The sequence below is a fragment of the Chitinophaga cymbidii genome, assembly GCF_007992715.1.
Classification (GTDB): Bacteria; Bacteroidota; Bacteroidia; order Chitinophagales; family Chitinophagaceae; genus Chitinophaga; species Chitinophaga cymbidii.
In genome coordinates, this window is record NZ_BKAU01000007.1 from 255,975 (window position 1) to 280,280 (window position 24,306).

Genomic DNA, 24,306 nt, shown 5'->3' on the forward strand with positions numbered 1-24,306 from the left:
GACGAGAGTGAAATGGCAGCCCCTAAAGCAAGAACCAGTCGATATTTTCTGCTGAATTTCATATTCATCTATTTAAAGGACTAGAAGGAAGTTTGTAGCTGAAGCGTAAAGGTGCGGCTGAAGGGATATGACAGGCCACGCTCACGTTTGATACTGGTGATCCTGAAGAGATCGCCTGTAAAGAAGGTGATCCTGGTGTTCTGCAATCGCATTTTTTTATTCAGCTCGTCGGAAAAACGGTAGTAAGCCGAAAGGCTTTCGCAGATCAGTTCGTTATTGTCCTGCACGAAGCGGGAAGAAGCCCTTGTAAGTCCTGTGCCCATGCCGTCCGCCGGTGTGAGCGCTTTGAAGAATGTGTGATCACCCGGCTTCATCCACCGGTCTTCCGCTACCCTTCTGTCCACATTATAATAAGCATATTCTATGTTCTCCACACGGTCGATCAGCGTCTGGTTGTAAGCCTGACCGCCATAACGGAAGCGGAAGAAAACATTCATGCCGATGCCTTTGATCTCCACGTTGGTGCCGAAGGTACCTTCAATATCCGGCCGGCTGTCTCCCACGATCACCTGGTCCAGCGGATTGTAGATATTGGTGAGCCTGCCGTCGCGTGTGCGGTAGATCTCCACACCTGTAGAGGGGTCGATGCCCAGGGACTCCACTGCCCAGATCGCCGCGGTGGACTGGCCTTCCGCATAGCGGATAAGCGGCGTGGAGGAATAGGTGGTATCCGCCCTTTTATTCATTTGCTGTAATGTATTGGATACCCTTTCGATGGTGCTTTTCACATGGAATGCATTCACGAAAACGGACCAGTTGTCGCGCGATCCGGGATTGTTGATGATATTGAAGCGGACATTTGCTTCCCATCCTTTGCTGAGCACGTCGCCCATGTTCTCGGCATACGTTGTAAAGCCTGTGGAGGGTGGCAAGGTGATATTAGCGATACTGCCCTGCGTTCTTTCCACGAAGTAATTGGCCACTACGTCCAGGCGGTTAAACAGGGTGATGTCCGCACCGAAGTTGCTTTTCCGGGTTTGTTGCCATGCGAGGGCGGTATTGCCGTACCCCAGCAGCCGCGTGCCGATGATGCCGCGATATTCCATCCCGGTATAATACTGGCTGGTATTCAGTCCGAGATAGCTCGGGAAGTTCTGGGAGCCCGTGTAGCCGATGGAATAGCGGAGCTTCAGGCGGTTGACAAAACGTAATTTCCGCAGCACGTCTTCATTATGCAGGTTCCAGCCGGCGCCGGCGGACCAGAAGGGTGCGAAGCGCTGATCGGAACCGAACTGTGAAGATCCATCCAGGCGGTATGAAAGGTCGAGGAGGTACCGGTTATCATAAGAATAGCTCAGGTTGCTGAGGTAGCCGAGAAGACGGGAGCGGAATTCGGTGCCCAGGGGCTTGCTGCCTGCCGGAAACTGATTGCCGAGTATCAGCTGGTCGAGCGTGGAATTCGGAAATCCCTGCACCCTGAAATGCTCGCCCCGGTGCGCGATGTCCTGAAAATTCAGGCCCAGGGTACCGAAGATCATGTGATCTCCAAGACGTTTGTTCACATCCCCCATCAGCATGCCTTCCGTGCTGGTACGCCGGCCATACCCTTTTTGATAATCTCCTTTCTCAAAAGTAGGAACAGCTACAAAAGCCGTATGCTGCGCCGGCCGGAATACGTCCAGCTCGTCTTTCTGCTGCGAGAAAGCCAGGCGGGTAGAGAAACGTAGCCAGGGCAGCGCCTGCCATTGCGCAGAAAAATTGTTGGTAATGTTCTGGTAGTTGGTCTGATGCATCGTGTTCAGGCTCGCGTTGTACAGTGGATTCACTGCTCTGCCTGGCCGCTGTCCGTTCAGATTATCATACAGATCAAAGTTGTTCAGGTAATTGCCATTGATATCCCGTACTTCTTCGAGGTATATTTTCATATTGCCTTCATCATCATAGGGCGTCCAGTAAGGGTTCAGGCGGGTATATTGCTGGAAGGAACCATAGGGTGACTCGTTGCCGCGGTTGAAGCTGAGTGTAAGGTCGTTCCGGAACTGGAAGTTCTTGATACGGTAGCTCAGGTAAGTATTTCCCATCATATTGCGGCGGTCCGAGCCCTTCATAACGCCCTCCTGGTTTTCGTACGTCAGGCTGACGCCGTACAATGCGTCCTGCGCCCCGCCTTCTACATAGATGTTGTGCTTGTGCCCGATGCCCGTGCGCAGGGGTTTTGAGAGCCAGTCTGTATTCACACCGCGCTCAACGTCTGCAAGTCTTTTATTGTAGAAGTACTGTAATTGTTCCTCCCTCAGATTCCATCCGTAAAAGGTATAAACGCCGGTCTTCTTTTCCAGTTCCAGCTTTTCCCGGGCATTCAGCAGATCATAGCCCGTAAGGTCCGGCGCTTCCACGAACATGCTGGCGTTGTAGGTAACGCGCAGGTCACCACTTTGGGGACGGATCGTTTCTATCACGATCACGCCGTTGGCAGCGCGGGAACCGTAGATGGCCGTGGCGGCCGCATCCTTGAGGATGTCTACTTTAGCTATGCGGTTCATGTCCAGGTCGTTGATCCTTTGCAGGGAGGTTTCAAAACCATCCAGGATGAAGAGCGGAACATTGGGCGCATTGTTATAATTGAATATGGAGGCGTCGCCGGCCTGACTGATGTCTACCAGGCTGTTACCGCCGCGCAGCACCACTTCCGGTAATGCGTTGGGGTTGGAGCCGAGGTTGAGGTTGTCCGGCATCTGGAAAGAGGGATCGAGGGATTTCAGGGCGGTCAGCACGTTGGTGTTGGTGACCTTGTTGAGATCCTCCTGCGTGAAGGAAACAGCCGCGCCGGTAAAGTTCTGCTTTGGACGGCTGAAAACGCCCGTCACTACCACGTCCTTGATAGACTGCTGCGAAACCCTCAACGGATGTACATGCTCGCCTGCCTGCTGGATGGTGACGATCAGCGTTTCATATCCCATGAAGCTGATCTGCAATTTTGTGCCCTTCGGCACATGGATCACATAACGGCCATCCTGGTCGGATATCACGCCCGTTTTAGCACCTACAACGGCGATGGAAGCACCGGGAATTGGCTCTTTTGTACGCTCGTCAACGACCTTTGACCGTACTTCCAGCGGTTGGTTGGGGGCCGGTTGCGGAACTTTCGGATAAACAGGCCCCGGCTTCAGAACGATCGTTTTGTTAGAGATCGTAAATGTGATCGGCTGTTCATCCAGCACCATCTGCAACACCTGCACCAGCGGTGCCTTGGTCACATTGACCGTTACATTCCTGGTACCTTCCAGCGATGCATTGTTGTACAGGAAGGAATATCCTGTTTGTTGCCTGATCTGCCGGAAAACCGTGCTCAGCGGCGCATCCTTTACATTCAAGGTTACTTCCTGCGCCTGCGCATTTGAAAATGCCGTCAGGATAAATAGCAAGGTAAACAGCGGGAATAATCGCAACTTCACCGCATGGCGATGCCAGATCACCCCGGGAGGTGACTTCAGATAGTCAGTTAGTTTCATACTAGCAGTCCTTTTTAATTAATCATTAAATGCAACAACGGCGCTTCTTTTGCGCGGGATAATTACGCAGTACTCGTTTGATTTTGAATCTCATGTTGATGGTTGATCTTCATTCACTGCTTTACTACAATCGTTCTGTTCTCTATGTCAAAATGTACGGCATCTGTTAATTCCAGCATTTTCAGCACTTCGGACAAGTTCTCCTGTCGTGCTACCTGGCCGGTAAACAGCTGGCCTTTTAATTTTTCTGATGTAAAGTCTACCTCCACATTATACCAGCGGCAGATCCTGCGCATGATGTTTTCGAGGGCTGCATTGTTAAAAATGAACATGCCGTCTTTCCAGGCTGCTTCTTCCTCAATAAAGGGATGGTTTACAACGTTCAGCTTGCCGTCTTTATGCAGTTGCGCCTGTTGTCCGGGCCTGAGCAGGCTTCCGGCGCCGCCGCTCCGCACCCTTACGGCGCCGCGCAGCAGCGATGTGTTCACTGTTCTTTCATTAGCATAGGCCATGATATTGAATTCCGTGCCGAGCACCTCCACTTCCATCCTGTTCACCTGCACAACAAATGGCTTCGCGGCATCCTTTGCAATATCGAAATATGCTTCACCGGTGAGTTCCACTTTTCTTTCATCTCCCGAAAACGCCGTAGGAAATCGCAGGGAAGACTCGGCGTTCAGCCACACCTTGCTGCCGTCCGGGAGTATGATCTGGTACTGGCCGCCGCGGGGGGTGTTCACGGTATTATAATAAAACACCTCCCGGCCGCCGGGATCGCCATTGTCATAAGCCAGCTGCGCACCGGCCATTTTGATCACCTGCGTATTACCCTGGCTGCCCAATGCGCCATTCTGCGCACTGTCCAGCTCAATCACGCTGCCATCTCCGAGGGTAAGCGTGGCGCGGTTGCCGCCCGGCGCTACGTCCTGCTTGTAGTGGTGCGTTTTAACTGCCTCCTGTGCAGGCTTGCTGCTGCGGAGGAAGTAAACGCCTGTTGATACAAGGAGCAACACAGCCGCTGCGGCGGCGGTCAGCCTGTACCAGCGGACCTTGCCGGCGGTGCGGCGGGCAATCTGCTGCTGCATCCGCAGGCGCAATGCCTCGGCATCCTCAGGGATCTCCCCGCTGGCGGACAAACGGTCGTACCATTCATGCAGTTGCGCTTTTTCAACGTCGGTAGCCGTCCCCTCCAGGAACTTCTGTGCAAGCTTGTTTAAATGATCCTGATCCATGGTTGATAGGAAGGGCGTTTATATAATGAGTCTTCTCAGGGAAGATTACCCTTAGTGTTTTGAAAAATAATTTGGATTTGAAGCTTTTATACCTAATTTAACAAGGCCCTTAGTAATGAAATGATGATTAGTAGGTTCAGTCATTTTTTTAAACAGCAAGAAGTTCCTGCGAAAACAACCCTTTTACAGGAGGGGCAAATTTCGAGGACAATGTTCTTCATTGAAAAAGGATGCTTACGGACCTGGGTAAACAATGACGGAAAGGAAATAACTACGCAATTCTTCTTTGAAGGCGACAGGGTTGCTTCTATCGAGAGTTTCAGAACCAACCGGCCAAGTTTATATAGTATTGAAAGTTTGGAACCCTGTATCCTGCAAACCATTTCACAAAAAGATTTCCGGGATATTATCGAAAACTCGCCTGAGTTAAGGAAGGAACTGGAAGAGCATCTATTCAAAAGACTTCTTCACTCCCAACAGCTTTTTTATTCTTACCTCAAAAACAATCCCCAGGAACGCTACCAGGAGTTAATTAAACAATATCCTCATATTGTTCAGCGTGTTCCACAGCATTACATCGCTTCCTATTTGGGCATTACGTCCGTTTCATTGAGCCGGATACGCAACAGGCGATAAACCGGAACAATCCCATTTCTTTACAATTGTTATCGTACGAAGGCCGAAATGCTTCTCAATTTTGTATTGTACTTAAACAATATAGCCTTATCGTTAAAATCTAACCGTATGAAACTGGATAGAAAATATATTACTCCTTTTATTTCTGTGGTCTTTCTTGCCGTTGGCGTTTCGGGCATTCTGATGTTTTTTCATTTGTTCGATGGATATACAGAAGTCGTGCACGAGTGTTTAGGCTTGTTTTTCGTTGTTTGTGCGGTTTTTCACATCATCCTCAATTGGAAAGCATTAAAAATTCATTTCAAAAAGGGCGTTTTTATTCCTTCCCTGTTGGGAGTGCTGACAATATCGGTTACGTTAATCATTGTAGAAATAATGAACCCGCCCGTAGACATTACCATTATCAACAAAGTAATAAAAGCACCTATCAATGATGCATTCAAAGCATTGGACGTTGATTATTCGGCAGCATCCGGAAGATTAAAAGCAAATGGGATATCGATTGAAAAAGCGATGACCATCGAAGACATCTGGATAAATAATAATGCCGACCCTGAAAAAGTAATTGATCTAATCACTGAATAATTTATGGGGTAATCTGCACGGCCAAATTCAGAAAAAGAGGTGGAACGCCTTGCCGAGGTTCATGCGGATAATACGCAAAGCCTTTGTGAGATGGGCTTCTGCGGTTTTGGGGGATATATTGAGCTGTTTGGCGACATCGCTGAGGGACTGATCATATAACTTGGTAGCCCTGAACACGATGCGGCATTTCTCGGGGAGGTCGCCGCTGAGCTTGTCCACGATTTCCAGCATCAGCTTGTGCTCCAAAGGGGCTGCCGGCGCTACGGCGGGCATGGGAGCGGATTCATGCAGCTCCCGGCGCTGGTGTTCCTTTGCCATGTAACGGTACACGGCATAACGTACCATTGCGGCAAGGTACCTGGAAAGCTCGTCGATTTCCAGCCCGCGCCTTTTCTGCCAGATGGTGACAAATATATCCTGCACGATCTCTTCAGCTGCGGCGGTATTTTTAAGATGGTAAAATGCGGAGGCGAATAAACGGTCCCAGTAGCGGTCATAAATGGTTGTGAACGCTTTGCGGTCGTCGTTTTTGATCATGTCCAATAATGCGGTGTCCTCCAAAAGATGCATACAAAATAACACTAATACAGCACGGTTCTAAATCGATCTTATCAATAAAACTGGTTGGTTGATTGCACAAAATACACATTAACCGGGAAATTGTGGAAAAATTTCTAAACCCGGGGCTTGAACGTGTGTTCTCAGCCGGCCGGCGGGATGGGTTGATCTGTTGAGTGTGAGGCATCGTGGAGGTAAGGCAGGGTAATATTTATCAGAGCGGACCGCCAAAACGCTTATGATACGCCCGTTCCAGCTCCTCCCGGTGATCCGGGTGCGCAATGGCGATCAGCGCCTTCGCCCGCTGCTTCAGGCTTTTGCCGAACAGATCAACGGCGCCGTATTCTGTTACCACCCAGTGCATATGCCCGCGGGTGGTGACTACGCCCGCGCCTTCTTTCAGGAAAGGTGTAATGCGGGAAATGCCTTTATTGGTGACGGATGGTAATGCGATGATGGGTTTTCCGCCGGGAGAAAGGGCTGCGCCGCGGATGAAGTCCATTTGCCCGCCGATGCCGGAATATTGCCAGGTGCCGATGGAGTCCGCGCAAACCTGGCCGGTGAGGTCGATCTCGATGGCGCTGTTGATGGCCGTGGCTTTGGGGTTCTGGCGGATGACGCTCGTATCGTTCACATAGCTGATGTCCATCACGCGGATGGACGGATTATCGTGCACGAAGTCGTAGAGCTTTTGGGTGCCGGTCATGAAGGAGGTCACGGAACGGCCGGGGTTCAGCTTCTTGCGGGCATTATTGATCACGCCGCTGTTGATCAGCGGTATCACGCCGTCCGACATCATTTCCGTATGCAGGCCAAGGTCCCTGTGATGCTGCAGGTTCTTCAATACCTGGTCCGGTATGCTGCCGATGCCCAATTGCAGCGTGGCGCCGTCTTCCACCAATGCGGCAATGCTCTTTCCGATCTGTTCAATGGCGGGGGATGTAACGGAGGAATAATCCACGATGGGCAGCTCTGCTTCGTGAATGACCATCGCATTGATCTTGTCCATATGAATAAAGCCGTCGCCATGCGTGCGCGGCATGCGGGGGTTCACCTGCGCGATCACATGTTTCGCGGTGTTTACCGCCGCGCGGGCGATGTCTACCGATGTGCCGAGAGAGCAGTAGCCGTGCACGTCCGGCGGGGATACCTGTATGATAGCTACATCCAGCGGCAGGATGTTGCGGTAGAACAGCTGCGGTATTTCGCTGAGGAAAATGGGCACGTAATCGCCGGATGCACTGTTCACCACACTGCGGGTAGCGGCGGAAACGAATAAGGAGTTGAAGAAGAAGCTTTCCCGGAAAGCGGGTTGATCGAAGTCCAGATCGCCAAGTGTGGTAATGCTGACCAGCTCCACGTTTTTCAGTTCCGCGTGCCGGGCCTGCATGGCTTTAATGATATGAACAGGACTGGCGGCGCTACCGTGAATGAATACACGGTGTCCTGACTGAATAGCCTGAACGGCCGTAGCCGCATCGATGTAATTTCCCTTCATGGTTACAAAAGTGCGATTTTTTGTGCAACCGGGGGATGATAAACATCATGGTGGTGGATGATGGCTATTTGCGGGCGGTAGCGATGACCGGCTTCGTAGCCGTGGATATGCGCCCCGGTGCCTAGCGGGCAGACAGCTTCCTTCGCTCCACTTCCATCCCGGCGGCTTCCAGCATGAGATAATGCAGGTCCGTGTTCTTCACGAACTGCCCGAGCTTTTCGCTGCCGGGGCCGAGCATCGCCAGTTCCACATAATCCGCAGAATGGTCCATAGAACCCCATCCGATGGAATTGTAACGCCGCTGTATCAACGCGAGTTCTTTAAACGGCAGTTTGTAAGGGTTGTACAATCCATCGCCGTCGGTTTTCGCATAATGCTGCAATAGCTGCGCAGCTTCGTCCTGCGTGATCGCATATCCCTGCGCGGCCTCGATCCGCTCTATCACCTGCGCGGCGGAGAAATCACGGGTGATCCCGCGCAGTATCCAGTCATTTGTATGTTTGTAGGTCTGTATCCTGTCGAAATTGGCATTGGCTTTGGAGCCGGAGAACAGGCCGGGGTTGGCGTTGCCGTGATCTGTGGTGATGATGACGAGCGTATTTTTATCCTTCTCCGCAAAATCCACCGCTACTTTTATCGCATCGTCAAAGGCGATCTGATCATACAGCAAGGCAGCCCCGTCGTTCGCATGCGCCGCCCAGTCTACCTTCCCTCCTTCCACCTGCAAGACGAACCCTTTACTGTTGGTGTTCATATGGCGGATGGCGGCCTGCGTCATTTCCGCCAGCGTGGGTACGGTTTTGGTGATGGCAGCGTCCTGCTGGGCGTCCAGCGTGTAAGGCAGGCCATCTTCATGAAATACGCCGAGCACGGGCTTCTTTGCGCCCGGCTGCAGGGCCAGCATGGCATCACGGTCCTGCACCACCGCAAATCCTTTCTGCCTGAACCGGCCGAATACGTCGGCTTTATCTTTTCTTTTCTCCTTGCTGAAAAACTCGGCGCCGCCGCCCATCATCACATCAAACTGAAGGTCGAGATACTGCAGGGCGATATCCGCCTGATCGCCGCGGCTTTTGCTGTTCACGCAGAAACCGGCCGGCGTGGCGTGTGTGATGGGCACGGTGGTCACGCATCCTACGGATTTGCCGGCGGATTTGAATTTCTGAAGGATGGGCTTGTATGCTTCTCCATTGGGTCCTACGTTGAGGGAGCCGTTGTTCACGCGCATGCCGCCGCCCCAGGAGGAGCTGGCTGCCGCGGAATCCGTCACCAGCGAGCTGGCAGAGGCGGTGTCCATCAGCGCGCGTTTTACCAGCCCTTCTTCGTACAGGCGCACCCATTCGCTGCTCCGCCCCTCTTTCCGTTTTAACAGCATGTTCGCCATATTCAGCGTACCGGTGCTCATACCGTCGCTGACCAGGAAGATGATGTTCTTCGCCTGTGTGGCGCTGGAACCAGTAACTGCGGCCAGGGAACGCACCGGCGCTGCGATGGAGCTGCCGACTACGGCCAGTGATGCATTGCGGAAAAAGTCTCTTCTCTTCATAGTGCTGCAAAGATGCGGTGAAGCAATTGCCTGTCCAATGGACGGCGGGTAATTAACAAAGAAATAATGTTATTTCGCTACGATGATCTTCACTTCTTTCGGGCCTTTCACGGTTGATCTGACCTTGCCGTCCGGCAGCTTCGTATGTTTCACGGAAACGATGCCATAGGGTGTGGGGAAAGTGCCTTCCGCGAATGCGAGGTCACCGAGGTGCGGCGTTACGTGGATGACCTTGCAGCCCGGCGCCGTTACTTTAATACCCAGCACATGCTCCGTGAGCCAGGCTGTGGGGCCGGAAGCCCAGCCATGGCAGAGGCTGTGCCGCAAACCAATGTAGCAGTGCGCGCCGTAATCCCCGTGCACGTCTTTCATGTCAGCCGGCACGGGTTCATCGATGCGGGCGGCGTTCGGTATCCAGTCCATATTAAAATCTTCCCAGAAGGTGGTGGCGCCCAGGTCCAGCATGCCACCCCAGTAACGGCGGATGTCCCGCAGCGCGCCGGGGTAATCGCCGGCCTTCGCTTTGGCCTGCAGCATGTAGTAGCCGAAAAAGGTGGAGTAGCGCCGCATGCTGTCCACTTCGATCACCTCACGGTTCATTTTCTCCGCTGGCGCGAGGCCGGACAGGGCCAGCAGCGCGGCAGCCTGCTTGGAGCGGTTGGGATCGGGCACATGCTGACGAAGACGTGCCACCGCCTCCGTACATTGCCGGGCGGTAGCGGCGTCGCCCAATACTTTGCTCAGCTCCGCGCCGGCGTTGAGGGTCATCACCATCATGGCATGCAGGCCAGCGTGGATGGCGGGCTCGTTGCCGCTGGAAGGCCAGTCCAGGAAACGCATGCTTCCACCGTCCAGCTTCTCTCTATTATCCGGTCCGATCTTCGAGATCAACAGTTCCAGCAAGCCTTTCAGGTAAGTGGACTGTTCGCGGAGATACCGGATGTTGCCGGTGTGGAGGTACCAGTCGCGGTGCAGCAGCACCCACCACATGGAATACGCGCCGATGCCGTTCATATATTGCGGCAGCGGCGTGATATCGCGGGCAAGGTCGAGGCTTTTGGTAACAACGTCCTGTTCCCCGAACACGGCGCTGATGGTGGATACCTCGGGGTGGAGATCACCCACCCACACCAGCCGGTCCCGCTTGATGCCGTCCCACAAATAGTCCTGCATGTTCAGGTGCACGGTGTATGCGCCAGTCAGCCATATTTTATTCAGCAAGGTGTCACTGCAATGAAAAGAGCCTTTATAGGGCAGATCGCGGTATACGAAGATGGCGTTTACCTCTTTCAGCGGAAGGCTGGCATTTTCTTCTACCAGGTCGATGCGCACGAAACGGAAACCCGTGTTTCCCACTTCGAGGCTGCCGAGCCAGGGCACCTCCACGATCATATCGCGCATGGCGTGATCGTTGGTGGCGTTCTTCTCTCCGCCAATGTCGCTCATGGCTTCGCTGACGGATTCCCCGAAGCGTATCCTTACTTTTACCGGTTTATTGCCTTTGTAGATGCCGGTGATCAACTGCAACCCGCCATGTATTTCCCGTCCGAAATCGAGGAGGATGCCCGAGCCCGTTTTCTCCAGCGTACACATATTGCGGTTGGAAAGGTCCGCCTGCCCGTTCCGCTGTGCAAGCAGATGCTGTGCATGTGCGGCGCCGCTTTCCCAGACGATCCTTTGCGGCGTAAGGTAGGTGCGTGTCAGCTGCGGCGTATGTGCTTTGGTGTTAGCGCCGAAAACAGGCGGCAGTTGTTGCGCATGCAATTGCATGGCGGTGAATACGAGAACAAGAGAGAACAGTGACTTCATATCCCCAAAATAAGCGGAAACAGGCAGATTGTCATCCTGCACCTTCCTGCAATAAAAAAGGCCACCCTTGCGGATGACCTTTCAAGCAGGCAGCGATCTTGTTACAACGTCGCCATATCGATCACAAAGCGGTACCGCACATCGCCTTTCAGCATGCGTTCGTACGCTTCGTTGATGTCTTTGATATCGATCACTTCCACATCGGAAACGATGTTATGCTCTGCACAGTAATCCAGCATCTCCTGCGTTTCCGCAATGCCGCCGATCATGGAACCGGCAAGACTGCGGCGCTTGCCGATGAGGTTGAAACCGAGTATTTGCGCGGGCGTGGGCGGCACGCCTACGCATATCTGCACACCGTTGGTTTTCAACAGCGACAGCACCATGTTGTAATCATGCGGTGCGGATACAGTGTCGATGATAAAATCGAAATAATTGCGGACGGATTTCAGCTGGTCCTTGTCTTTCGTCAGCACGAACTTGTGCGCGCCAAGCGCTTTCGCATCGGCTTCTTTGGACGGGGAAGTGCTGAGCATGGTCACTTCCGCGCCAAAGGAAGCGGCAAACTTCACGGCCATATGCCCCAGGCCGCCCAGACCGATCACCGCCACCTTGTGCCCCTTGCCCACTTTCCAGTGGCGCAGCGGCGAGTAAGTGGTAATGCCGGCGCAGAGCAACGGCGCCACGTTAGCCAGCGGCAGCTTGTCCGATACCTTCAGCACAAAATCCTCATCCGTTACGATATAATTGGAATAACCGCCGTAGGTAGGCGATTTGCCATCCCGTTCCAGCGAATTGTAGGTGCCCGTATTACCGTTCTCGCAATATTGCTCCAGACCTTCCCGGCAGCTTTCACACTCCCGGCAGCTGTCTACCATGCACCCCACGGCCGCGAGGTCGCCGGCTTTGAACTTCGTCACCTTGTCCCCCACTTTCGTTACTCTTCCCACGATCTCATGCCCCGGCACCATCGGAAAGATCGAGCCGCCCCATTCGTCCCTGATCTGGTGGAGATCGCTATGGCATACGCCACAATACAGGATGTCAAACTGCACGTCATGCGGGCCGGGCTCACGCCGCTGGAACGTCCACGGCGCCAGTGGCGTCGTGGCGGTCTGGGCCGCGTATCCTTTTGCTTCAGTCATAATTGATGTTTTTTATATCAACAAACTTACTGCAAGAAAGTTCTCAGCGTTTCAACTCCTCAAATTATGAGCAGGCAGCGCATGCCGCTTCTTCGTGCTCCGCCGGCAGCGGTAGCTTCCCGGATCTGCGGAAAACCCGCACAGTCCCCCCCGCCGATGACCGCTATTAATGGCGCGGCTGACGCCGGTCATTCCTTACAACACCGGAATGATGGAACATTGTGAAATAAAACACTTCTTTATCCTTTATTATAAAAATATCCAGTAGCTTTGTGCCGTTTAAAATGATCTAATTAAGGACAAAAAGGTATTTAATTATTCTTACACAAAAAAAATCACTCATGGAAAATCTGGAGCAAGCTGTTATTGGCCAGCTGGTCGCCTACAAGTACCGCACAGCGGCCGTTTTCAGGAAACACAACATCGACTTCTGCTGCAATGGCAACCGCACAGTGGAGGACGCCTGCCAGCAGAAAAAAATTGATATCAACGTAGTGAAAGCGGAACTGGAAGCAGCGCTGGCGGCACCACCGGACACCAGCGGCGAAGATTACAACAGCTGGGCGCTGGACGCGCTGGCAGACCACGTTGTTCAGAAACATCACGGCTACGTAACCGAGCAGATACCCGTATTGCAGGCTTACCTGCGTAAGCTGGAAAGCGTACACGGCAAGGAACATCCCGAGCTGCCGCAGATTGCCTTGCTCTTCAGCGCCTGCGCGGCAGACTTGACAATGCATATGAAAAAGGAAGAACTGATGCTCTTCCCCTACATCAAACAGATCGTGCAGGCGGAACGGAACGGCACGACCGCCAATACCGCCGCCTTTGGCAGCGTGTCCAATCCCATTGCTGTGATGATGCGTGAACACGACCAGGAAGGCGAACGCTTCCGCAAAATACAGGAACTGAGCAACGACTTCACCGTACCGCCGGACGGCTGCAACACCTTCCGCGTGACCTACGCCTTGTTGAAAGAGTTCCAGGACGACCTGCACCTGCACATCCACCTGGAAAACAACATCCTGTTCCCGAAAGCCGAAGTGCTGGAGGCTAACATGCCGCAGGCCGGCGACAGCTGCTCCATCCGGCGGTGACTTCCACGATCATCACTTGCGTTGATCCGCATCATGGGTTACGCAAGCACCACGATCGATCTTTGAAACATAATACCTACTCAATCATGATGAATCTCAGATATCTTATCACCTTTTCGCTGGCATTGCTCCTGGCATTGACCGGTTGCGGCGGAAGCCAGGACAAATCGACGGAAGAGCAATCGTCCTCTTCCACGGCGCAGGCGGACAACAGCCTCGTGGCCGCCAAACCCGCTGATGCGGACCCTAAAGGCATCGGCAAGTTCAGGGACGTGAAGCTCACGCATCCGCTGGACGAAGCCATGGTGCAAAAAGGCCGCGAAATAGCGGAAGTGAAATGCACTTCCTGCCACCGGCTCACGGAAGAAAAGCTCGTGGGGCCCGGCTGGAAGGGCGTAACAGACAGGAGGACGCCGGAATGGATCATGAACTTCATTACCAATGTGGACGAAATGCTGGACAAAGATCCGGAAGCGCAGTCCATGCTGGAGCTATGCATGGTAAGGATGCCCAATCAGAACCTGACGGACGATGAAGCCAGGGCCATCCTTGAATACCTGCGCAAGAACGACGGAAAGAACTAACAGTTATTTATTCCTCCTTAATCTTCATTTTATGAAACTTTCATTTTTTCTGATCACGATGGCCTCCGCGCTTGCCGTGCAAAGCTGCAAGATGAAAAGCGCTGAATCCGCGGCGGGTGGCGACGCCGCGGCGCGCACCTACGTGGCGCCGGGCAAATACGATGAGCTGTATAACTTTGTTTCCGGCGGCTTCAACGGCCAGGTGTCGGTGTACGGCCTTCCTTCCGGCCGCCTGCTGAAGCTGATCCCCGTCTTCTCCGTGCACCCTGAAAACGGCTACGGCTACAGCGAAGAAACCAAACCGATGCTGGAAACCTCCTTCGGCTTCGTGCCCTGGGACGACCAGCACCACCTCGCCCTTTCGCAGACCAACGGGGAACACGACGGCCGTTGGCTCTTCGCCAACGCCAACAACACCCCCCGCGTAGGCCGCATCGACCTGAAAACGTTCAAAACCGTAGAGATCATCGAACTGCCCAACAGCGGCGGCAACCACTCCTCCCCCTTCATCACCGAAAACACGGAATATGTGATCGCCGGTACCCGCTTTGCCGTGCCCATCGCCAACCAGGAATCCGCGCTGGACAATGACTCTTACAAAAAGAACTTCAAAAGCACCGCGTCCTTCATTGGCGTAGACAAAAATACCGGCCACATGAGCGTGAGCTTCCAGATCATCCTGCCGGGAATGGACCTGGACCTCAGCCGCGCCGGCAAAGGGCCTTCCCACGGATGGTTCTTCTTCTCCACCTACAATACGGAGCAGGCCAGCACCTTGCTGGAAGTGAACGCTTCGCAGAAGGACAAAGACTTTATCGTGGCCGTGAACTGGAAAAAAGCGGAAGAATATGTGAAAGCCGGCAAAGCGAAGAAAATGGCGACGGAATATTATCATAACCAGCTGAATGAAGAAACCCACACCGCCGCATCTGAAGTGATCCGCGAAGTGCTTACGCTGGACCCGGAAGAGCTGAAAGACATCGTATACCTCATCCCCTGCCCGAAATCTCCGCACGGATGCGATGTGGACCCCTCCGGCGAGTACATCATCGGCAGCGGCAAGCTGGCGGCGCTGATCCCGGTATTCTCCTACCAGAAATTCATCAAGGCGATCGAAGACAAAGCCTTTGAAGGCGAATACAACGGCATCCCCGTGATCAAATACGAAGCGGCCCTGCACGGCGAAGTGCAGAAGCCGGGGCTGGGACCTTTGCATACCGAGTTTGATGGTAAAGGAAACGCCTACACGTCTTTCTTCGTGTCTTCCGAGATCGTGAAATGGAGCATTAAAGACCTGAAGGTGCTGGACCGCGTGCCCACCTACTACTCCATCGGCCACCTCATGGTGCCCGGCGGCGATACCCGCAAGCCTTACGGCAAATACGTAGTGGCATACAACAAGATCACGAAAGACCGCTACCTGCCCACCGGTCCCGAGCTGGCGCAGAGCGCGCAGCTGTACTCCATAGACGGGGACAAGATGCAGCTGCTGCTGGACTTCCCGACCATCGGCGAACCGCACTACGCGCAAGCCATCCCGGCCGAAAAGATCAAAGACCAGAGCGTCAAGTTTTACGACATCAACAAGAACAAACATCCCTATGCCTCCCCCGGAGAAAAGGCCACGAAAGTGGTGCGCGAAGGGAACGTGGTGCATGTGTACATGACCGCCATCCGCTCCCACCTTACGCCGGACAACATTGAAGGCATACAGGTAGGCGACGAGGTGTATTTCCATGTGACCAACCTGGAACAGGACTGGGACATCCCGCATGGCTTCGCCATCAAACATGCTCCCAATGCCGAACTCCTGATCATGCCCGGCGAAACCAGCACGCTGAAATTCGTGCCGGTAAAACCCGGCGTGTATCCCTTCTACTGCACCGACTTCTGCTCTGCCCTCCACCAGGAAATGCAGGGCTACCTGCGGGTATCGCCGAAAGGCAGCAACGTTCCCCTGAAATGGGGCACCGGCGAACAGGAGCCCGTGGCAGCAAGATGATTCTCCAACCGGAGCAGTACACCGGTCAGCGTGTACTGCTCTCTTCCTCACCATCATGAAAAAGAAACTAAGCAAGACCGCCAGAGCCAGCATTTTCATCGCCATCGCCTGTATCGTGACGCTCTGGTTTGTGCCCATGTGGCGGATAGACCTCGCCGCACCGCAATACCCGGAGGGCATTTTCATGCAGATATGGATCAATGACGTAAAGGGCGATGTGGACATCATCAACGGGCTGAACCACTACATCGGCATGAAGACGATCCACAAAGAGGACTTCCGGGAATTTGTCTACCTCCCCATAGCGCTCGCCGCTTTCTGCCTGTTCGGCCTCGTGGTGTTCATCCTGAACCGGCGGCGCTATTTTTATATCTGGACGGGCGCCCTGTTGCTGATGGCCGCACTGTCCATGTACGACTTCTGGAAATGGGAATATGACTACGGCCACAACCTCGATCCCACTGCGCCGATCAAAGTGCCGGGCATGGCCTATCAGCCGCCGCTGATCGGTTACAAGAAGATGCTGAACTTCGAAGCGCTTTCCCAGCCTGATATCGGCGGATGGTGCTTCATTACCGCCGTTACATTGCTTACCTGCGTGTCCATCTACGAATGGAGGCGCGCAAAAAAGATGAATTTATGAAGATGATCTTCGCGGCGCTCGTTGCGGTATGCCTCCTGAGCGCCTGTAACAGGGCATTTGAGCCGATCAACTACGGGAAGGACGCCTGCGCGCATTGCAAAATGACGATCATGGACAAACGTTTCGCCGCGGAGCTGGTGAACCCGAAAGGCAAGGTGTTCAAGTTCGACGACATCAGCTGCCTCCGCGCCTTTTCCGAAGTGCCGGGCAGCATGCTGTTCGTGAACGATTATCTCGGAAAATCGGAAACGCCGCTGAATGCCGTCATGGCGGTATACCTTCATCATGAATCCTTTAACAGCCCGATGAACGGCAACCTGGCCGCTTTTGCGGACAAAGCGGCCGCGAAAGCCCTGCAGGACAGCCTGCAGCTGGAACTGTTCACCTGGGAAACATTGCCGTAATGCTCATCAGAATCCTGCTATGCTGCTTCCTGCTGCCGCATGCCTTGCATGCCGCCGTTATCAGAATGGGGCCTTCAGCGCTGCTGCAAACCGTTGCCGATAAAGCACAACCCGGCGATACGATACTCGTGGCCGCTGGGCTTTACCCGCAGCACGACATCATCATCCGCAAACCGCTGACCATCATCGGTGAAAACTACCCCGTGTTTGACGGCGGGAAGCAATACCAGGTATTCATCGTCACCGCTGAAAACGTGCGCATCCAGGGCATTACCGTGCAGCACACCGGGCGCAGCAGCCTGGTAGACATGGCAGGCATCAGGCTGCAGAACGTATCCGGCGCCGTTATACAGAACTGCCGCTTCCTCGAAACCACCTACGCGGTGTACATCCAGCACAGCAGGCATTGCACCGTCACCGGCAACCAGATCAAAGCGTCCGCCACGGACGAGCTGCAGTCCGGCAACGGCATCCACGCCTGGAAGTCGGACAGCCTGCTGATCAAAGGGAACACCATTGCAGGGCACCGGGACGGCATCTATTTCGAGTTTGTGACCGGCTCTTCCATCCTCCATAATGTTTCGTATAACAATATCCGTTATGGCCTGCATTTCATGTTCTCCCACCACGATACCTACAGCCATAACACCTTCCGCAACAACGGCGCGGGCGTGGCGGTGATGTACACCAAAGACGTGACCATGACCGCGAATACTTTTTACCACAACTGGGGCGACGCTTCCTACGGCATCCTGCTGAAAGACATTTCAGACAGCCGCATTACCGGCAACCGCTTCTCCAAAAATACCATCGGCATCTTCATGGAAGGCAGCAGCCGCATCCACATCTCCCGCAACGAATTTTCCTCCAACGGATGGGCCATGCGCGTGCAGGCCAGCTGCGAAGCGAATGTGATAGAGCAGAACAATTTCGTTGATAATTCTTTCGATGTGGCCACCAACGGTACCATGATGCTGAATACTTTCCGCGGCAACTACTGGGACAAGTACGAGGGATACGACCTGAACCGGGACGGCACGGGCGATGTGCCCTATCATCCCGTGAGCGTTTATTCCATCCTTTCTGAAAGAATCCCCGCCACCATGATCCTCTACCGCAGCTTTCTGACGAATATCATGGACCAGGCGGAAAAAGTAATGCCCTCCATCATCCCCGACCAGTTGCGCGACGATGCGCCGAAAACGAAAAAATGGAAATTATGATCCGGATAGAAAAGCTGACCAAATCTTTCGGCAAATTCAAGGCATTGGACAACATCAGCCTGCACCTGGAAAAGGGACAGGCCGTGTCGCTGCTCGGTCCCAACGGCTCCGGCAAGACCACACTGATCAAGTCCATCCTCGGGCTGGTGGTTCCCGGGAAAGGCAGCATTACGATCAATGGCCGTCTTGTCAGCAAGGACGAAAGCTACCGCGCCGGCATCGGCTACATGCCGCAGATCGGGCGTTATCCGGATAATATGACCATTGAGCAGGTCATCCGCATGGTCCGCGACATCCGGAAAGATCCGGCAGACTGTGATGAAGAGTTGTACTTCCGCTTTGGCCTGAACAAGGTCCGGCACAAGAAAATGCGCACGCTCTCCGGCGGCACCCGTCAGAAAGTAAGCGCCAGCCTCGCCTTCCTGTTCTCTCCCGATATTTATATTCTCGATGAGCCAACCGCGGGGCTTGACCCGGTAGCCAATGAAATACTGAAAGACAAGATCGCGGCTGAATGCGCCCGGGGCAAGCTGGTGCTGATCACCTCCCACGTGCTCAGCGACCTGGACGGCCTCACCAGCCACATCATTTACCTGCAGGACGGCAGGCTCATGTTCCATGAAAGCGTGGAGCAATTGCAGGCGCGAACGGGCGAGCGAAAGCTCAACAAGATCATCGCCAGTATCCTCGAAAAACAAAACCTGATCACATGCTGACCGTAAGTAAATATGTATTCCTCGACCTGCTGAAGAACAGGTCCATACTCGTGTATTCGATCGTGCTGGCGGTATTGTCCTTTACCCTGCTGGGGCTAAGCGGCGGCAGCGCCAAAGGGTTGCTGAGCCTGCTGAACATTACGCTGCTTTTTGTGCCGGTGATCACTACACTTTTTGCGACCATTTACTTCTTTAACTCGCTGGAGTTTATTGAGCTGCTGCTGTCCCAGCCGGTGAAACGGACGGGCATCCTTTTGTCGGAATACGCGGGCATGGCCCTGTCGCTGGCCGCTGCGTTCATACTGGGCGTTGGCCTGCCGCTGCTGATCATGGTGCCGGTGGCCGCATCTTTCATGCTGGTGTTGACGGGCGTATTGCTGACGTTTATCTTTACTTCCGTGGCGCTCCTGATCTTTGTACTGTCGAAAGACAAGACGCGGGGGATCGGCGCGGCGATCATCGTGTCATTGTTCTTTACGTTGTTGTTCGATGGATTGATGATGGCGTTTATTTTCACCTTCAGCGACTATCCGATAGACCGTGCACTGGTGGGCATCATGAGCTTCAACCCGGTGGACCTGGCGAGAGTATTGATGTTGTTACAGCTGGATGTGGCGGTGTTGATGGGATATTCCGGGGCCTTATTCAAGGAGTTCCTGGGCTCGGCCACCGGCAGCATTTATTCCGTGGCCTGTATGATATGCTGGGCCGTGGCGCCTTTGCTGCTGGCGATCCGCGTGTTCCGGAAAAAAGACCTGTGACAAAGCAGCAGTGCGCCAACTGCTAAAAGGACCGATGCAGCCAGCAGCAACCAGGGATAAACATTGTTATACCGCAGGCCCTGCGCGAACAATGCCACTTCGTTCATTACCACACCGGCAACAAACACGGCCATCCCGTTACCCGCAGGCAGTCTGAAATGCGATAACAGGTACAGCGTTACAAACCCCAGCAGCACCAGGTGCAGGTATCCGATGATTACCGGCCGGTTGAAGAAAACGAAATCCCCCACCCCCGGAATCACCGTACACGCCTGCAATACCTGCTTCAATACGAAACACCCCAGCGCCACCTTCGCCAGCCATGGCAAACCCGCGATCCTCATGCGCATAAAGGGTGTCAGTCCACCGATCAGCAACACGCTTCCCACCATAGCGATGATATAGACAATGATTCCCGGCGCATGCCAGAGCCAGGTGAGGCAAACGGTGGGCAGTACAGACAGCAAGAGCCAGTTCACAAACTGCCGGTTATCCACTTTATACCGGTGAAACAGCAGCGCAAAGATGGCCGGCGTAAAGAACCCGCTGTACTGCAAATGCAGGTAACCATAGATCGCATCATTGTACAACACTGGGTTATGCGTGCCGGTCGCCATAAGAATAGCCAGCGTAAAAGGGCCGAGCGATGAAAGCACCAGAAACCCCAACGCCCCCTTTACCAGGAGGCGGACGGAGCGGCTAACAGCCGCATGCCGGAGATCTTTAATAAACGTATAGGCGAATCCGTAAGTGCAGGTGATGAACAGCATGGAAAACGGGATGGAAACCGGCCCGTACCCCTGGAACGGAAAGCTCAGCAACATGCCTACAGAAGTGAGCAGCAGGCCGGACAACCACCATTTGTACACAGGCCGGTGAACAAGCAGCTCGCCTGTCATCCAGGCCGCCAGCGCCAACGTCACCCATCCCCCGAAGGCAAAATGCGAATGGGCATGCAAAACAAACTTATACTCCACAAAAGGTATGGGAAACAGCTGAACGGAGCGAAGGAGCACGCCCAGCACGGCAACAACAAAGAGATTGATCAAAGTGATGCCTGTCCATCTGTTCAATTGGATCGTTCTTTCCGCTATCATTTCTTTTTCACGAGCCGGTTATTGATCACCAGTTTGCCTTTGCCGGTTTCTTCGGCGAGGCTCTGGATCGTTGTTTTCTCGAACATCTGCTTCAGCTGCACCTTGATGGAACGGTATTGCTCGTGCATGGGGCATGGCCTGCTTTCGGAGCATTCCTTGAGGCCCAGCACGCATTTGGTAATGATCCCGTCCTCCCCCACTGCCTCGAGCACCGCCCGCACCGGCAGTTTCCGGGCCGCATCCGTGAGGTAGAAACCGCCGTTGGGCCCGCGCACGGAACTTACAACGCGGTTATTCTTCGTCAGCAGCTGCATGATCTTCGCGGTGAAATACTGCGGAGAATCAATAGCCGTGGCGATCTCGTCAATCCCCAGCTTGTTGTCTACCGAGCCTTTTAAAGCAATGTAAATGGTAGCCCTGAGCGCATATTCCGCAGATTTTGAAAGCATATGTTGTTAGCGATTTGCCTGCAAAATAATCATAAAACCCATTCCGCATAGGAGTCCGCCGTTTCGTACAGCTTCAGCTTCGCCAGCGCAATGCCTGCCGGCAGCTTTTCCCGGATGGCGTTGCGGACGAAAAGCAGGAGGTTTTCGGCGGAGGGTTCCGCTTCCAGCACCAGCAGGTTCTCCTGCCGCAGGATGCCCGGATTTGCGGCCAGGTAATCTCCTGACAGCAACAACTGATGGTCCAGCCGCCGGATCACCGCCTCTTTCACCAGCTTCTTCAATTCCTTGAAATCGATCAGCATGCCGGCGCCCGGCAAATAGCCCTCCTGTTCCCGCTCCTGCCGTACCGTTACATGCAGCTGATAAGAATGGCCGTGAACATGGCGGCACGCCCCGGCATGCCCCTGCAGGGCATGCGCCATTTCGAAACGGAAGATCTTTGTAACCTGTAACATTTTTCGTTCGCCGTTTTATGCAAAGTTAAAATAAATAAAGACAAGTATATCCTTTTATCTTAAATTTGCAGTATCACACAAAACTGTTTCGACATGAAACAACACACGCCCATCAAGCGGCACCCGTCCCTCGTGGCTATATCCGCCGATCACCACTTCGGCCTCCTGCTGGCCTGGAAGATAGAAGAAGGCTTGCGCCGCAGCATTGCTCCCGACCGTATCAGCCGTTATGTACTGTTCTATTTCGATAACGATCTGCAACAGCATTTTCAGGAAGAAGAAACGTTGTTATTCAACCAGCTTCCGGCTGCCGATGAGTTCCGGAAGAGGGCCGAAACCGAGCATGGAACGCTCCGGGAACTGGCCACCAGCGTCCGCCAGCATCCGGAAGACACGGTGCTGCTGAAAGCATTTGCCGATACGCTGCGGTATCACATCCGTTTCGAAGAAAGAACATTATTCAATCACCTGCAGGAAACACTGGCGCCTGCCGTGTTGGAGCAGGCGGCGATACAAACAAAGAATCGCGGGCCGGAGCTGGAAGCGCAGTGGGACGACGAATTCTGGAAAAAAAGCTGACGATATTTTAATCAATTCCTATGCTGCATAAATTTCATATCCCTGTAATGGGACTGGCTTACACGATCGATAGTCCCGTTAAAGTGGCGCGCTTCGGCATTTCATCCGTGATCTCCATTATTGAAGACCGGCTGATAGAAATGATGCGAAGCCATTATTACCCGCAACTGAACGAGCCTTATCACGCTATTTCTTCCAAAGAGCCCGACTACCGCGCCCGGCGCATCACGGACTACCTGAACCTCGTCAACCGCATGGTGCAGGAACAGGTGGAAAGGCTACGGCAGGCCGCGTTTGAAGCGGGTTCGGAGATCGTAAAATATTTCGAGATGCTGCCGGATGACAGCCGGATAAAGCAGCTGTACCTGCAGATGACCGGCACCGAAGATCCCGGTGCGCGCGCTTCTTTGCAGGAGCACCTGCGCGGGCAGATACGGCCGGGCAGCATCGATGTCAATATTATGACGAAGACGGACAAAAACAATTATCATGCGGACGGCTCCCTTGTGGAAGACGGTTCCGATGCGGTCGCCGCGTTGAGAGGATACGTGAACAGCAACCTCGAAGGATCGTCGATCGTGTTTTCCGCGGGCATGAACCCGCGCCTGTACAACTACCTTGAAAGATGCCGCCAGTTTGATGCGGACGAGAACGGCGCTTTCAGGAAAAAGATCATCATCAAGGTAAGCGACTACCGCTCCGCGCTCATACAGGGAAAATACCTCGCCAAGAAAGGCATCTGGGTGAGCGAATTCAGGATCGAATCGGGATTGAATTGCGGCGGCCATGCCTTTGCAACGGACGGCTACCTGATGGGGCCTATCCTGGAGGAGTTCCGGCATTTGAAGCAGGAGCTGGTGGACTCGCTGTTTTCACTGTATACGGCGGCCCTTGCCAAAAGAGGCGCGCAGGTTCCCGCGGCGCCTCCCCCGCTGAGCATCTCAGCCCAGGGCGGCATCGGCAGCTATGCGGAGCAGCGCATGCTGCGCGAGCATTACGGCATGAGCAGCACCGGCTGGGGAACGCCGTTCCTGCTGGTTCCAGAAGCTACGACCGTGGATGCGCATACCTTGCAGCAGCTCTGTAAAGCCCGGAGAGAAGACGTGACGTTAAGCCATCATTCGCCCATGGGCGTGCGGTTCCATTACCTGAAAGGATTGAGCGGCGAAGCCGAAAGGCTGCAACGCATCCAGGATGGCAAGCCCGGCAGTCCCTGTACGGAAAAACATCTGTCATTCAACACAGAATTTACCGAAAAGCCCATCTGCACCGCTTCCATACAATACCAGCGGCTGAAGATCGCGCAGCTGAAAAAAAGCGATCTGCCGGCGGAGGAATACCAGGCGCAGCTGGAATATGTATTGGGCAAAGAATGCCTCTGCACGGGGCTCAGCAACGCGGCGGCCATTCAATACAACACAACGCTCGTCAAAAACCAGCGGGCGGTGACCGTTTGTCCCGGCCCGAACATCGCCTATTTCAACCGCGAAGTATCCTTGCAGGAAATGACGGACCATATCTATGGCCGCACCAATATTGTTGAAGACGAACGCAGGCCGCATATGTTCATCGCCGAGCTGCGGCTGTATATCACCTACTTCATGGAACAGCGGCAGGCGGACAAATCCCCGAAATACCTCGAAACATTCCGGGAAAACCTGCTGCAGGGCATTTCTTATTACCGCAACCTCCACGGTTCCGGCGTGATCCGCGACGAACATTTTTCAACGATGCTGGACGAAGCGGAGGCACAGATAAGATAGCAAGAACCGGGT

22 protein-coding genes are annotated in these 24,306 nt (G+C 53.9%); 12 read left to right on the plus strand and 10 right to left on the minus strand.

The window, feature by feature from the left end:
• Positions 1-80 precede the first annotated feature (80 nt).
• Together CCY01nite_RS25205 and CCY01nite_RS25210 are read right to left on the minus strand one after the other, a co-directional pair.
• Positions 81-3,512, minus strand: a complete 3,432-nt coding sequence (locus tag CCY01nite_RS25205; protein ID WP_146867335.1) for a SusC/RagA family TonB-linked outer membrane protein — start codon at positions 3,510-3,512, stop codon at positions 81-83.
• A gap of 113 nt (positions 3,513-3,625) precedes the next feature.
• Positions 3,626-4,744, minus strand: coding sequence for a FecR family protein (locus tag CCY01nite_RS25210; protein WP_146867336.1), 1,119 nt, complete (start codon positions 4,742-4,744; stop codon positions 3,626-3,628).
• Positions 4,745-4,867: 123 nt separating this feature from the next.
• On the opposite strand from CCY01nite_RS25210, the gene CCY01nite_RS25215 reads away from it, so the two are divergent.
• Entirely contained in the window at positions 4,868-5,380 is a 513-nt protein-coding gene (locus CCY01nite_RS25215; RefSeq protein ID WP_262713330.1) for a Crp/Fnr family transcriptional regulator, read from the plus strand.
• A 108-nt stretch (positions 5,381-5,488) separates the two neighbouring features.
• Entirely contained in the window at positions 5,489-5,965 is a 477-nt protein-coding gene (locus CCY01nite_RS25220; RefSeq protein WP_146867338.1) for a DUF4405 domain-containing protein, read from the plus strand.
• Between the two features lie 27 nt (positions 5,966-5,992).
• Here CCY01nite_RS25220 and CCY01nite_RS25225 read toward each other — a convergent pair whose 3' ends face one another.
• The 5 genes from CCY01nite_RS25225 to CCY01nite_RS25245 all read right to left on the minus strand — a co-directional run bounded on the left by CCY01nite_RS25225 (position 5,993) and on the right by CCY01nite_RS25245 (position 12,521).
• Positions 5,993-6,502, minus strand: coding sequence for an RNA polymerase sigma factor (locus tag CCY01nite_RS25225; protein WP_222614497.1), 510 nt, complete (start codon positions 6,500-6,502; stop codon positions 5,993-5,995).
• A 235-nt stretch (positions 6,503-6,737) separates the two neighbouring features.
• Complete coding sequence (locus tag CCY01nite_RS25230) at positions 6,738-8,021, minus strand: acetyl-CoA hydrolase/transferase family protein (RefSeq protein WP_146867340.1); 1,284 nt, start codon at positions 8,019-8,021, stop codon at positions 6,738-6,740.
• 121 nt (positions 8,022-8,142) lie between these two features.
• Complete coding sequence (locus tag CCY01nite_RS25235) at positions 8,143-9,567, minus strand: alkaline phosphatase (RefSeq protein ID WP_146867341.1); 1,425 nt, start codon at positions 9,565-9,567, stop codon at positions 8,143-8,145.
• A 69-nt stretch (positions 9,568-9,636) separates the two neighbouring features.
• Entirely contained in the window at positions 9,637-11,376 is a 1,740-nt protein-coding gene (locus CCY01nite_RS25240) for an alpha-L-rhamnosidase-related protein (protein WP_146867342.1), read from the minus strand.
• A gap of 101 nt (positions 11,377-11,477) precedes the next feature.
• Complete coding sequence (locus tag CCY01nite_RS25245) at positions 11,478-12,521, minus strand: NAD(P)-dependent alcohol dehydrogenase (protein WP_146867343.1); 1,044 nt, start codon at positions 12,519-12,521, stop codon at positions 11,478-11,480.
• A 341-nt stretch (positions 12,522-12,862) separates the two neighbouring features.
• Here CCY01nite_RS25245 and ric point away from each other — a divergent pair, with 341 nt between their 5' ends.
• The 8 genes from ric to CCY01nite_RS25285 all read left to right on the plus strand — a co-directional run bounded on the left by ric (position 12,863) and on the right by CCY01nite_RS25285 (position 19,951).
• Complete coding sequence (gene ric, locus CCY01nite_RS25250) at positions 12,863-13,618, plus strand: iron-sulfur cluster repair di-iron protein (RefSeq protein ID WP_146867344.1); 756 nt, start codon at positions 12,863-12,865, stop codon at positions 13,616-13,618.
• Between the two features lie 86 nt (positions 13,619-13,704).
• On the plus strand, positions 13,705-14,202 hold the full coding sequence (locus CCY01nite_RS25255; protein WP_246130047.1) for a c-type cytochrome: 498 nt from the start codon (positions 13,705-13,707) through the stop codon (positions 14,200-14,202).
• A gap of 31 nt (positions 14,203-14,233) precedes the next feature.
• The gene (nosZ, locus tag CCY01nite_RS25260; protein ID WP_146867345.1) at positions 14,234-16,204 is read left to right on the plus strand and encodes a Sec-dependent nitrous-oxide reductase; all 1,971 of its coding nucleotides are present in this window, start codon (positions 14,234-14,236) and stop codon (positions 16,202-16,204) included.
• Positions 16,205-16,259: 55 nt separating this feature from the next.
• Positions 16,260-16,847: a hypothetical protein gene (locus CCY01nite_RS25265; RefSeq protein WP_146867346.1), complete on the plus strand. Its 588-nt coding sequence runs from the start codon at positions 16,260-16,262 to the stop codon at positions 16,845-16,847.
• Entirely contained in the window at positions 16,844-17,251 is a 408-nt protein-coding gene (locus tag CCY01nite_RS25270) for a nitrous oxide reductase accessory protein NosL (protein ID WP_186831261.1), read from the plus strand. The genes CCY01nite_RS25265 and CCY01nite_RS25270 overlap by 4 nt, the downstream gene beginning before the upstream one ends.
• Entirely contained in the window at positions 17,251-18,474 is a 1,224-nt protein-coding gene (locus CCY01nite_RS25275) for a nitrous oxide reductase family maturation protein NosD (RefSeq protein WP_146867348.1), read from the plus strand. The genes CCY01nite_RS25270 and CCY01nite_RS25275 overlap by 1 nt, the downstream gene beginning before the upstream one ends.
• A complete protein-coding gene (locus CCY01nite_RS25280) occupies positions 18,471-19,190 on the plus strand; it encodes an ABC transporter ATP-binding protein (protein ID WP_146867349.1) in 720 nt (239 codons plus the stop codon). Before CCY01nite_RS25275 ends, CCY01nite_RS25280 begins: the two co-directional genes overlap by 4 nt.
• Complete coding sequence (locus CCY01nite_RS25285; protein ID WP_146867350.1) at positions 19,184-19,951, plus strand: ABC transporter permease subunit; 768 nt, start codon at positions 19,184-19,186, stop codon at positions 19,949-19,951. Before CCY01nite_RS25280 ends, CCY01nite_RS25285 begins: the two co-directional genes overlap by 7 nt.
• Here the strand turns inward: CCY01nite_RS25285 and CCY01nite_RS25290 are convergent.
• From CCY01nite_RS25290 to CCY01nite_RS25300, 3 genes are read right to left on the minus strand one after another with little or no spacing between them, the layout of a single operon-like run.
• Complete coding sequence (locus CCY01nite_RS25290; protein WP_146867351.1) at positions 19,870-21,024, minus strand: hypothetical protein; 1,155 nt, start codon at positions 21,022-21,024, stop codon at positions 19,870-19,872. The two genes, CCY01nite_RS25285 and CCY01nite_RS25290, sit on opposite strands and share 82 nt — an antisense overlap.
• Before the next feature lie 20 nt (positions 21,025-21,044).
• Entirely contained in the window at positions 21,045-21,497 is a 453-nt protein-coding gene (locus CCY01nite_RS25295) for an RrF2 family transcriptional regulator (protein ID WP_146867352.1), read from the minus strand.
• A 29-nt stretch (positions 21,498-21,526) separates the two neighbouring features.
• Positions 21,527-21,952 (minus strand): 6-pyruvoyl trahydropterin synthase family protein, encoded by a 426-nt coding sequence (locus CCY01nite_RS25300; protein ID WP_146867353.1) that lies wholly within the window; start codon positions 21,950-21,952, stop codon positions 21,527-21,529.
• Between the two features lie 93 nt (positions 21,953-22,045).
• Here CCY01nite_RS25300 and CCY01nite_RS25305 point away from each other — a divergent pair, with 93 nt between their 5' ends.
• Together CCY01nite_RS25305 and CCY01nite_RS25310 are read left to right on the plus strand one after the other, a co-directional pair.
• Positions 22,046-22,531 (plus strand): hemerythrin domain-containing protein, encoded by a 486-nt coding sequence (locus tag CCY01nite_RS25305; protein ID WP_146867354.1) that lies wholly within the window; start codon positions 22,046-22,048, stop codon positions 22,529-22,531.
• A gap of 20 nt (positions 22,532-22,551) precedes the next feature.
• A complete protein-coding gene (locus CCY01nite_RS25310; RefSeq protein ID WP_146867355.1) occupies positions 22,552-24,294 on the plus strand; it encodes a hypothetical protein in 1,743 nt (580 codons plus the stop codon).
• Positions 24,295-24,306 lie beyond the last annotated feature (12 nt).

Bases quoted from the DNA above. Each gene is read 5' to 3' on its own strand.
- CCY01nite_RS25205 (WP_146867335.1), bottom strand. From the start codon at position 3,512: ATGAAACTAACTGACTATCTGAAGTCACCTCCCGGGGTGATCTGGCAT.
- CCY01nite_RS25210 (WP_146867336.1), bottom strand. From the start codon at position 4,744: ATGGATCAGGATCATTTAAACAAGCTTGCACAGAAGTTCCTGGAGGGG.
- CCY01nite_RS25215 (WP_262713330.1), top strand. From the start codon at position 4,868: ATGATTAGTAGGTTCAGTCATTTTTTTAAACAGCAAGAAGTTCCTGCG.
- CCY01nite_RS25220 (WP_146867338.1), top strand. From the start codon at position 5,489: ATGAAACTGGATAGAAAATATATTACTCCTTTTATTTCTGTGGTCTTT.
- CCY01nite_RS25225 (WP_222614497.1), bottom strand. From the start codon at position 6,502: ATGATCAAAAACGACGACCGCAAAGCGTTCACAACCATTTATGACCGC.
- CCY01nite_RS25230 (WP_146867340.1), bottom strand. From the start codon at position 8,021: ATGAAGGGAAATTACATCGATGCGGCTACGGCCGTTCAGGCTATTCAG.
- CCY01nite_RS25235 (WP_146867341.1), bottom strand. From the start codon at position 9,567: ATGAAGAGAAGAGACTTTTTCCGCAATGCATCACTGGCCGTAGTCGGC.
- CCY01nite_RS25240 (WP_146867342.1), bottom strand. From the start codon at position 11,376: ATGAAGTCACTGTTCTCTCTTGTTCTCGTATTCACCGCCATGCAATTG.
- CCY01nite_RS25245 (WP_146867343.1), bottom strand. From the start codon at position 12,521: ATGACTGAAGCAAAAGGATACGCGGCCCAGACCGCCACGACGCCACTG.
- ric (WP_146867344.1), top strand. From the start codon at position 12,863: ATGGAAAATCTGGAGCAAGCTGTTATTGGCCAGCTGGTCGCCTACAAG.
- CCY01nite_RS25255 (WP_246130047.1), top strand. From the start codon at position 13,705: ATGATGAATCTCAGATATCTTATCACCTTTTCGCTGGCATTGCTCCTG.
- nosZ (WP_146867345.1), top strand. From the start codon at position 14,234: ATGAAACTTTCATTTTTTCTGATCACGATGGCCTCCGCGCTTGCCGTG.
- CCY01nite_RS25265 (WP_146867346.1), top strand. From the start codon at position 16,260: ATGAAAAAGAAACTAAGCAAGACCGCCAGAGCCAGCATTTTCATCGCC.
- CCY01nite_RS25270 (WP_186831261.1), top strand. From the start codon at position 16,844: ATGAAGATGATCTTCGCGGCGCTCGTTGCGGTATGCCTCCTGAGCGCC.
- CCY01nite_RS25275 (WP_146867348.1), top strand. From the start codon at position 17,251: ATGCTCATCAGAATCCTGCTATGCTGCTTCCTGCTGCCGCATGCCTTG.
- CCY01nite_RS25280 (WP_146867349.1), top strand. From the start codon at position 18,471: ATGATCCGGATAGAAAAGCTGACCAAATCTTTCGGCAAATTCAAGGCA.
- CCY01nite_RS25285 (WP_146867350.1), top strand. From the start codon at position 19,184: ATGCTGACCGTAAGTAAATATGTATTCCTCGACCTGCTGAAGAACAGG.
- CCY01nite_RS25295 (WP_146867352.1), bottom strand. From the start codon at position 21,497: ATGCTTTCAAAATCTGCGGAATATGCGCTCAGGGCTACCATTTACATT.
- CCY01nite_RS25300 (WP_146867353.1), bottom strand. From the start codon at position 21,952: ATGTTACAGGTTACAAAGATCTTCCGTTTCGAAATGGCGCATGCCCTG.
- CCY01nite_RS25305 (WP_146867354.1), top strand. From the start codon at position 22,046: ATGAAACAACACACGCCCATCAAGCGGCACCCGTCCCTCGTGGCTATA.
- CCY01nite_RS25310 (WP_146867355.1), top strand. From the start codon at position 22,552: ATGCTGCATAAATTTCATATCCCTGTAATGGGACTGGCTTACACGATC.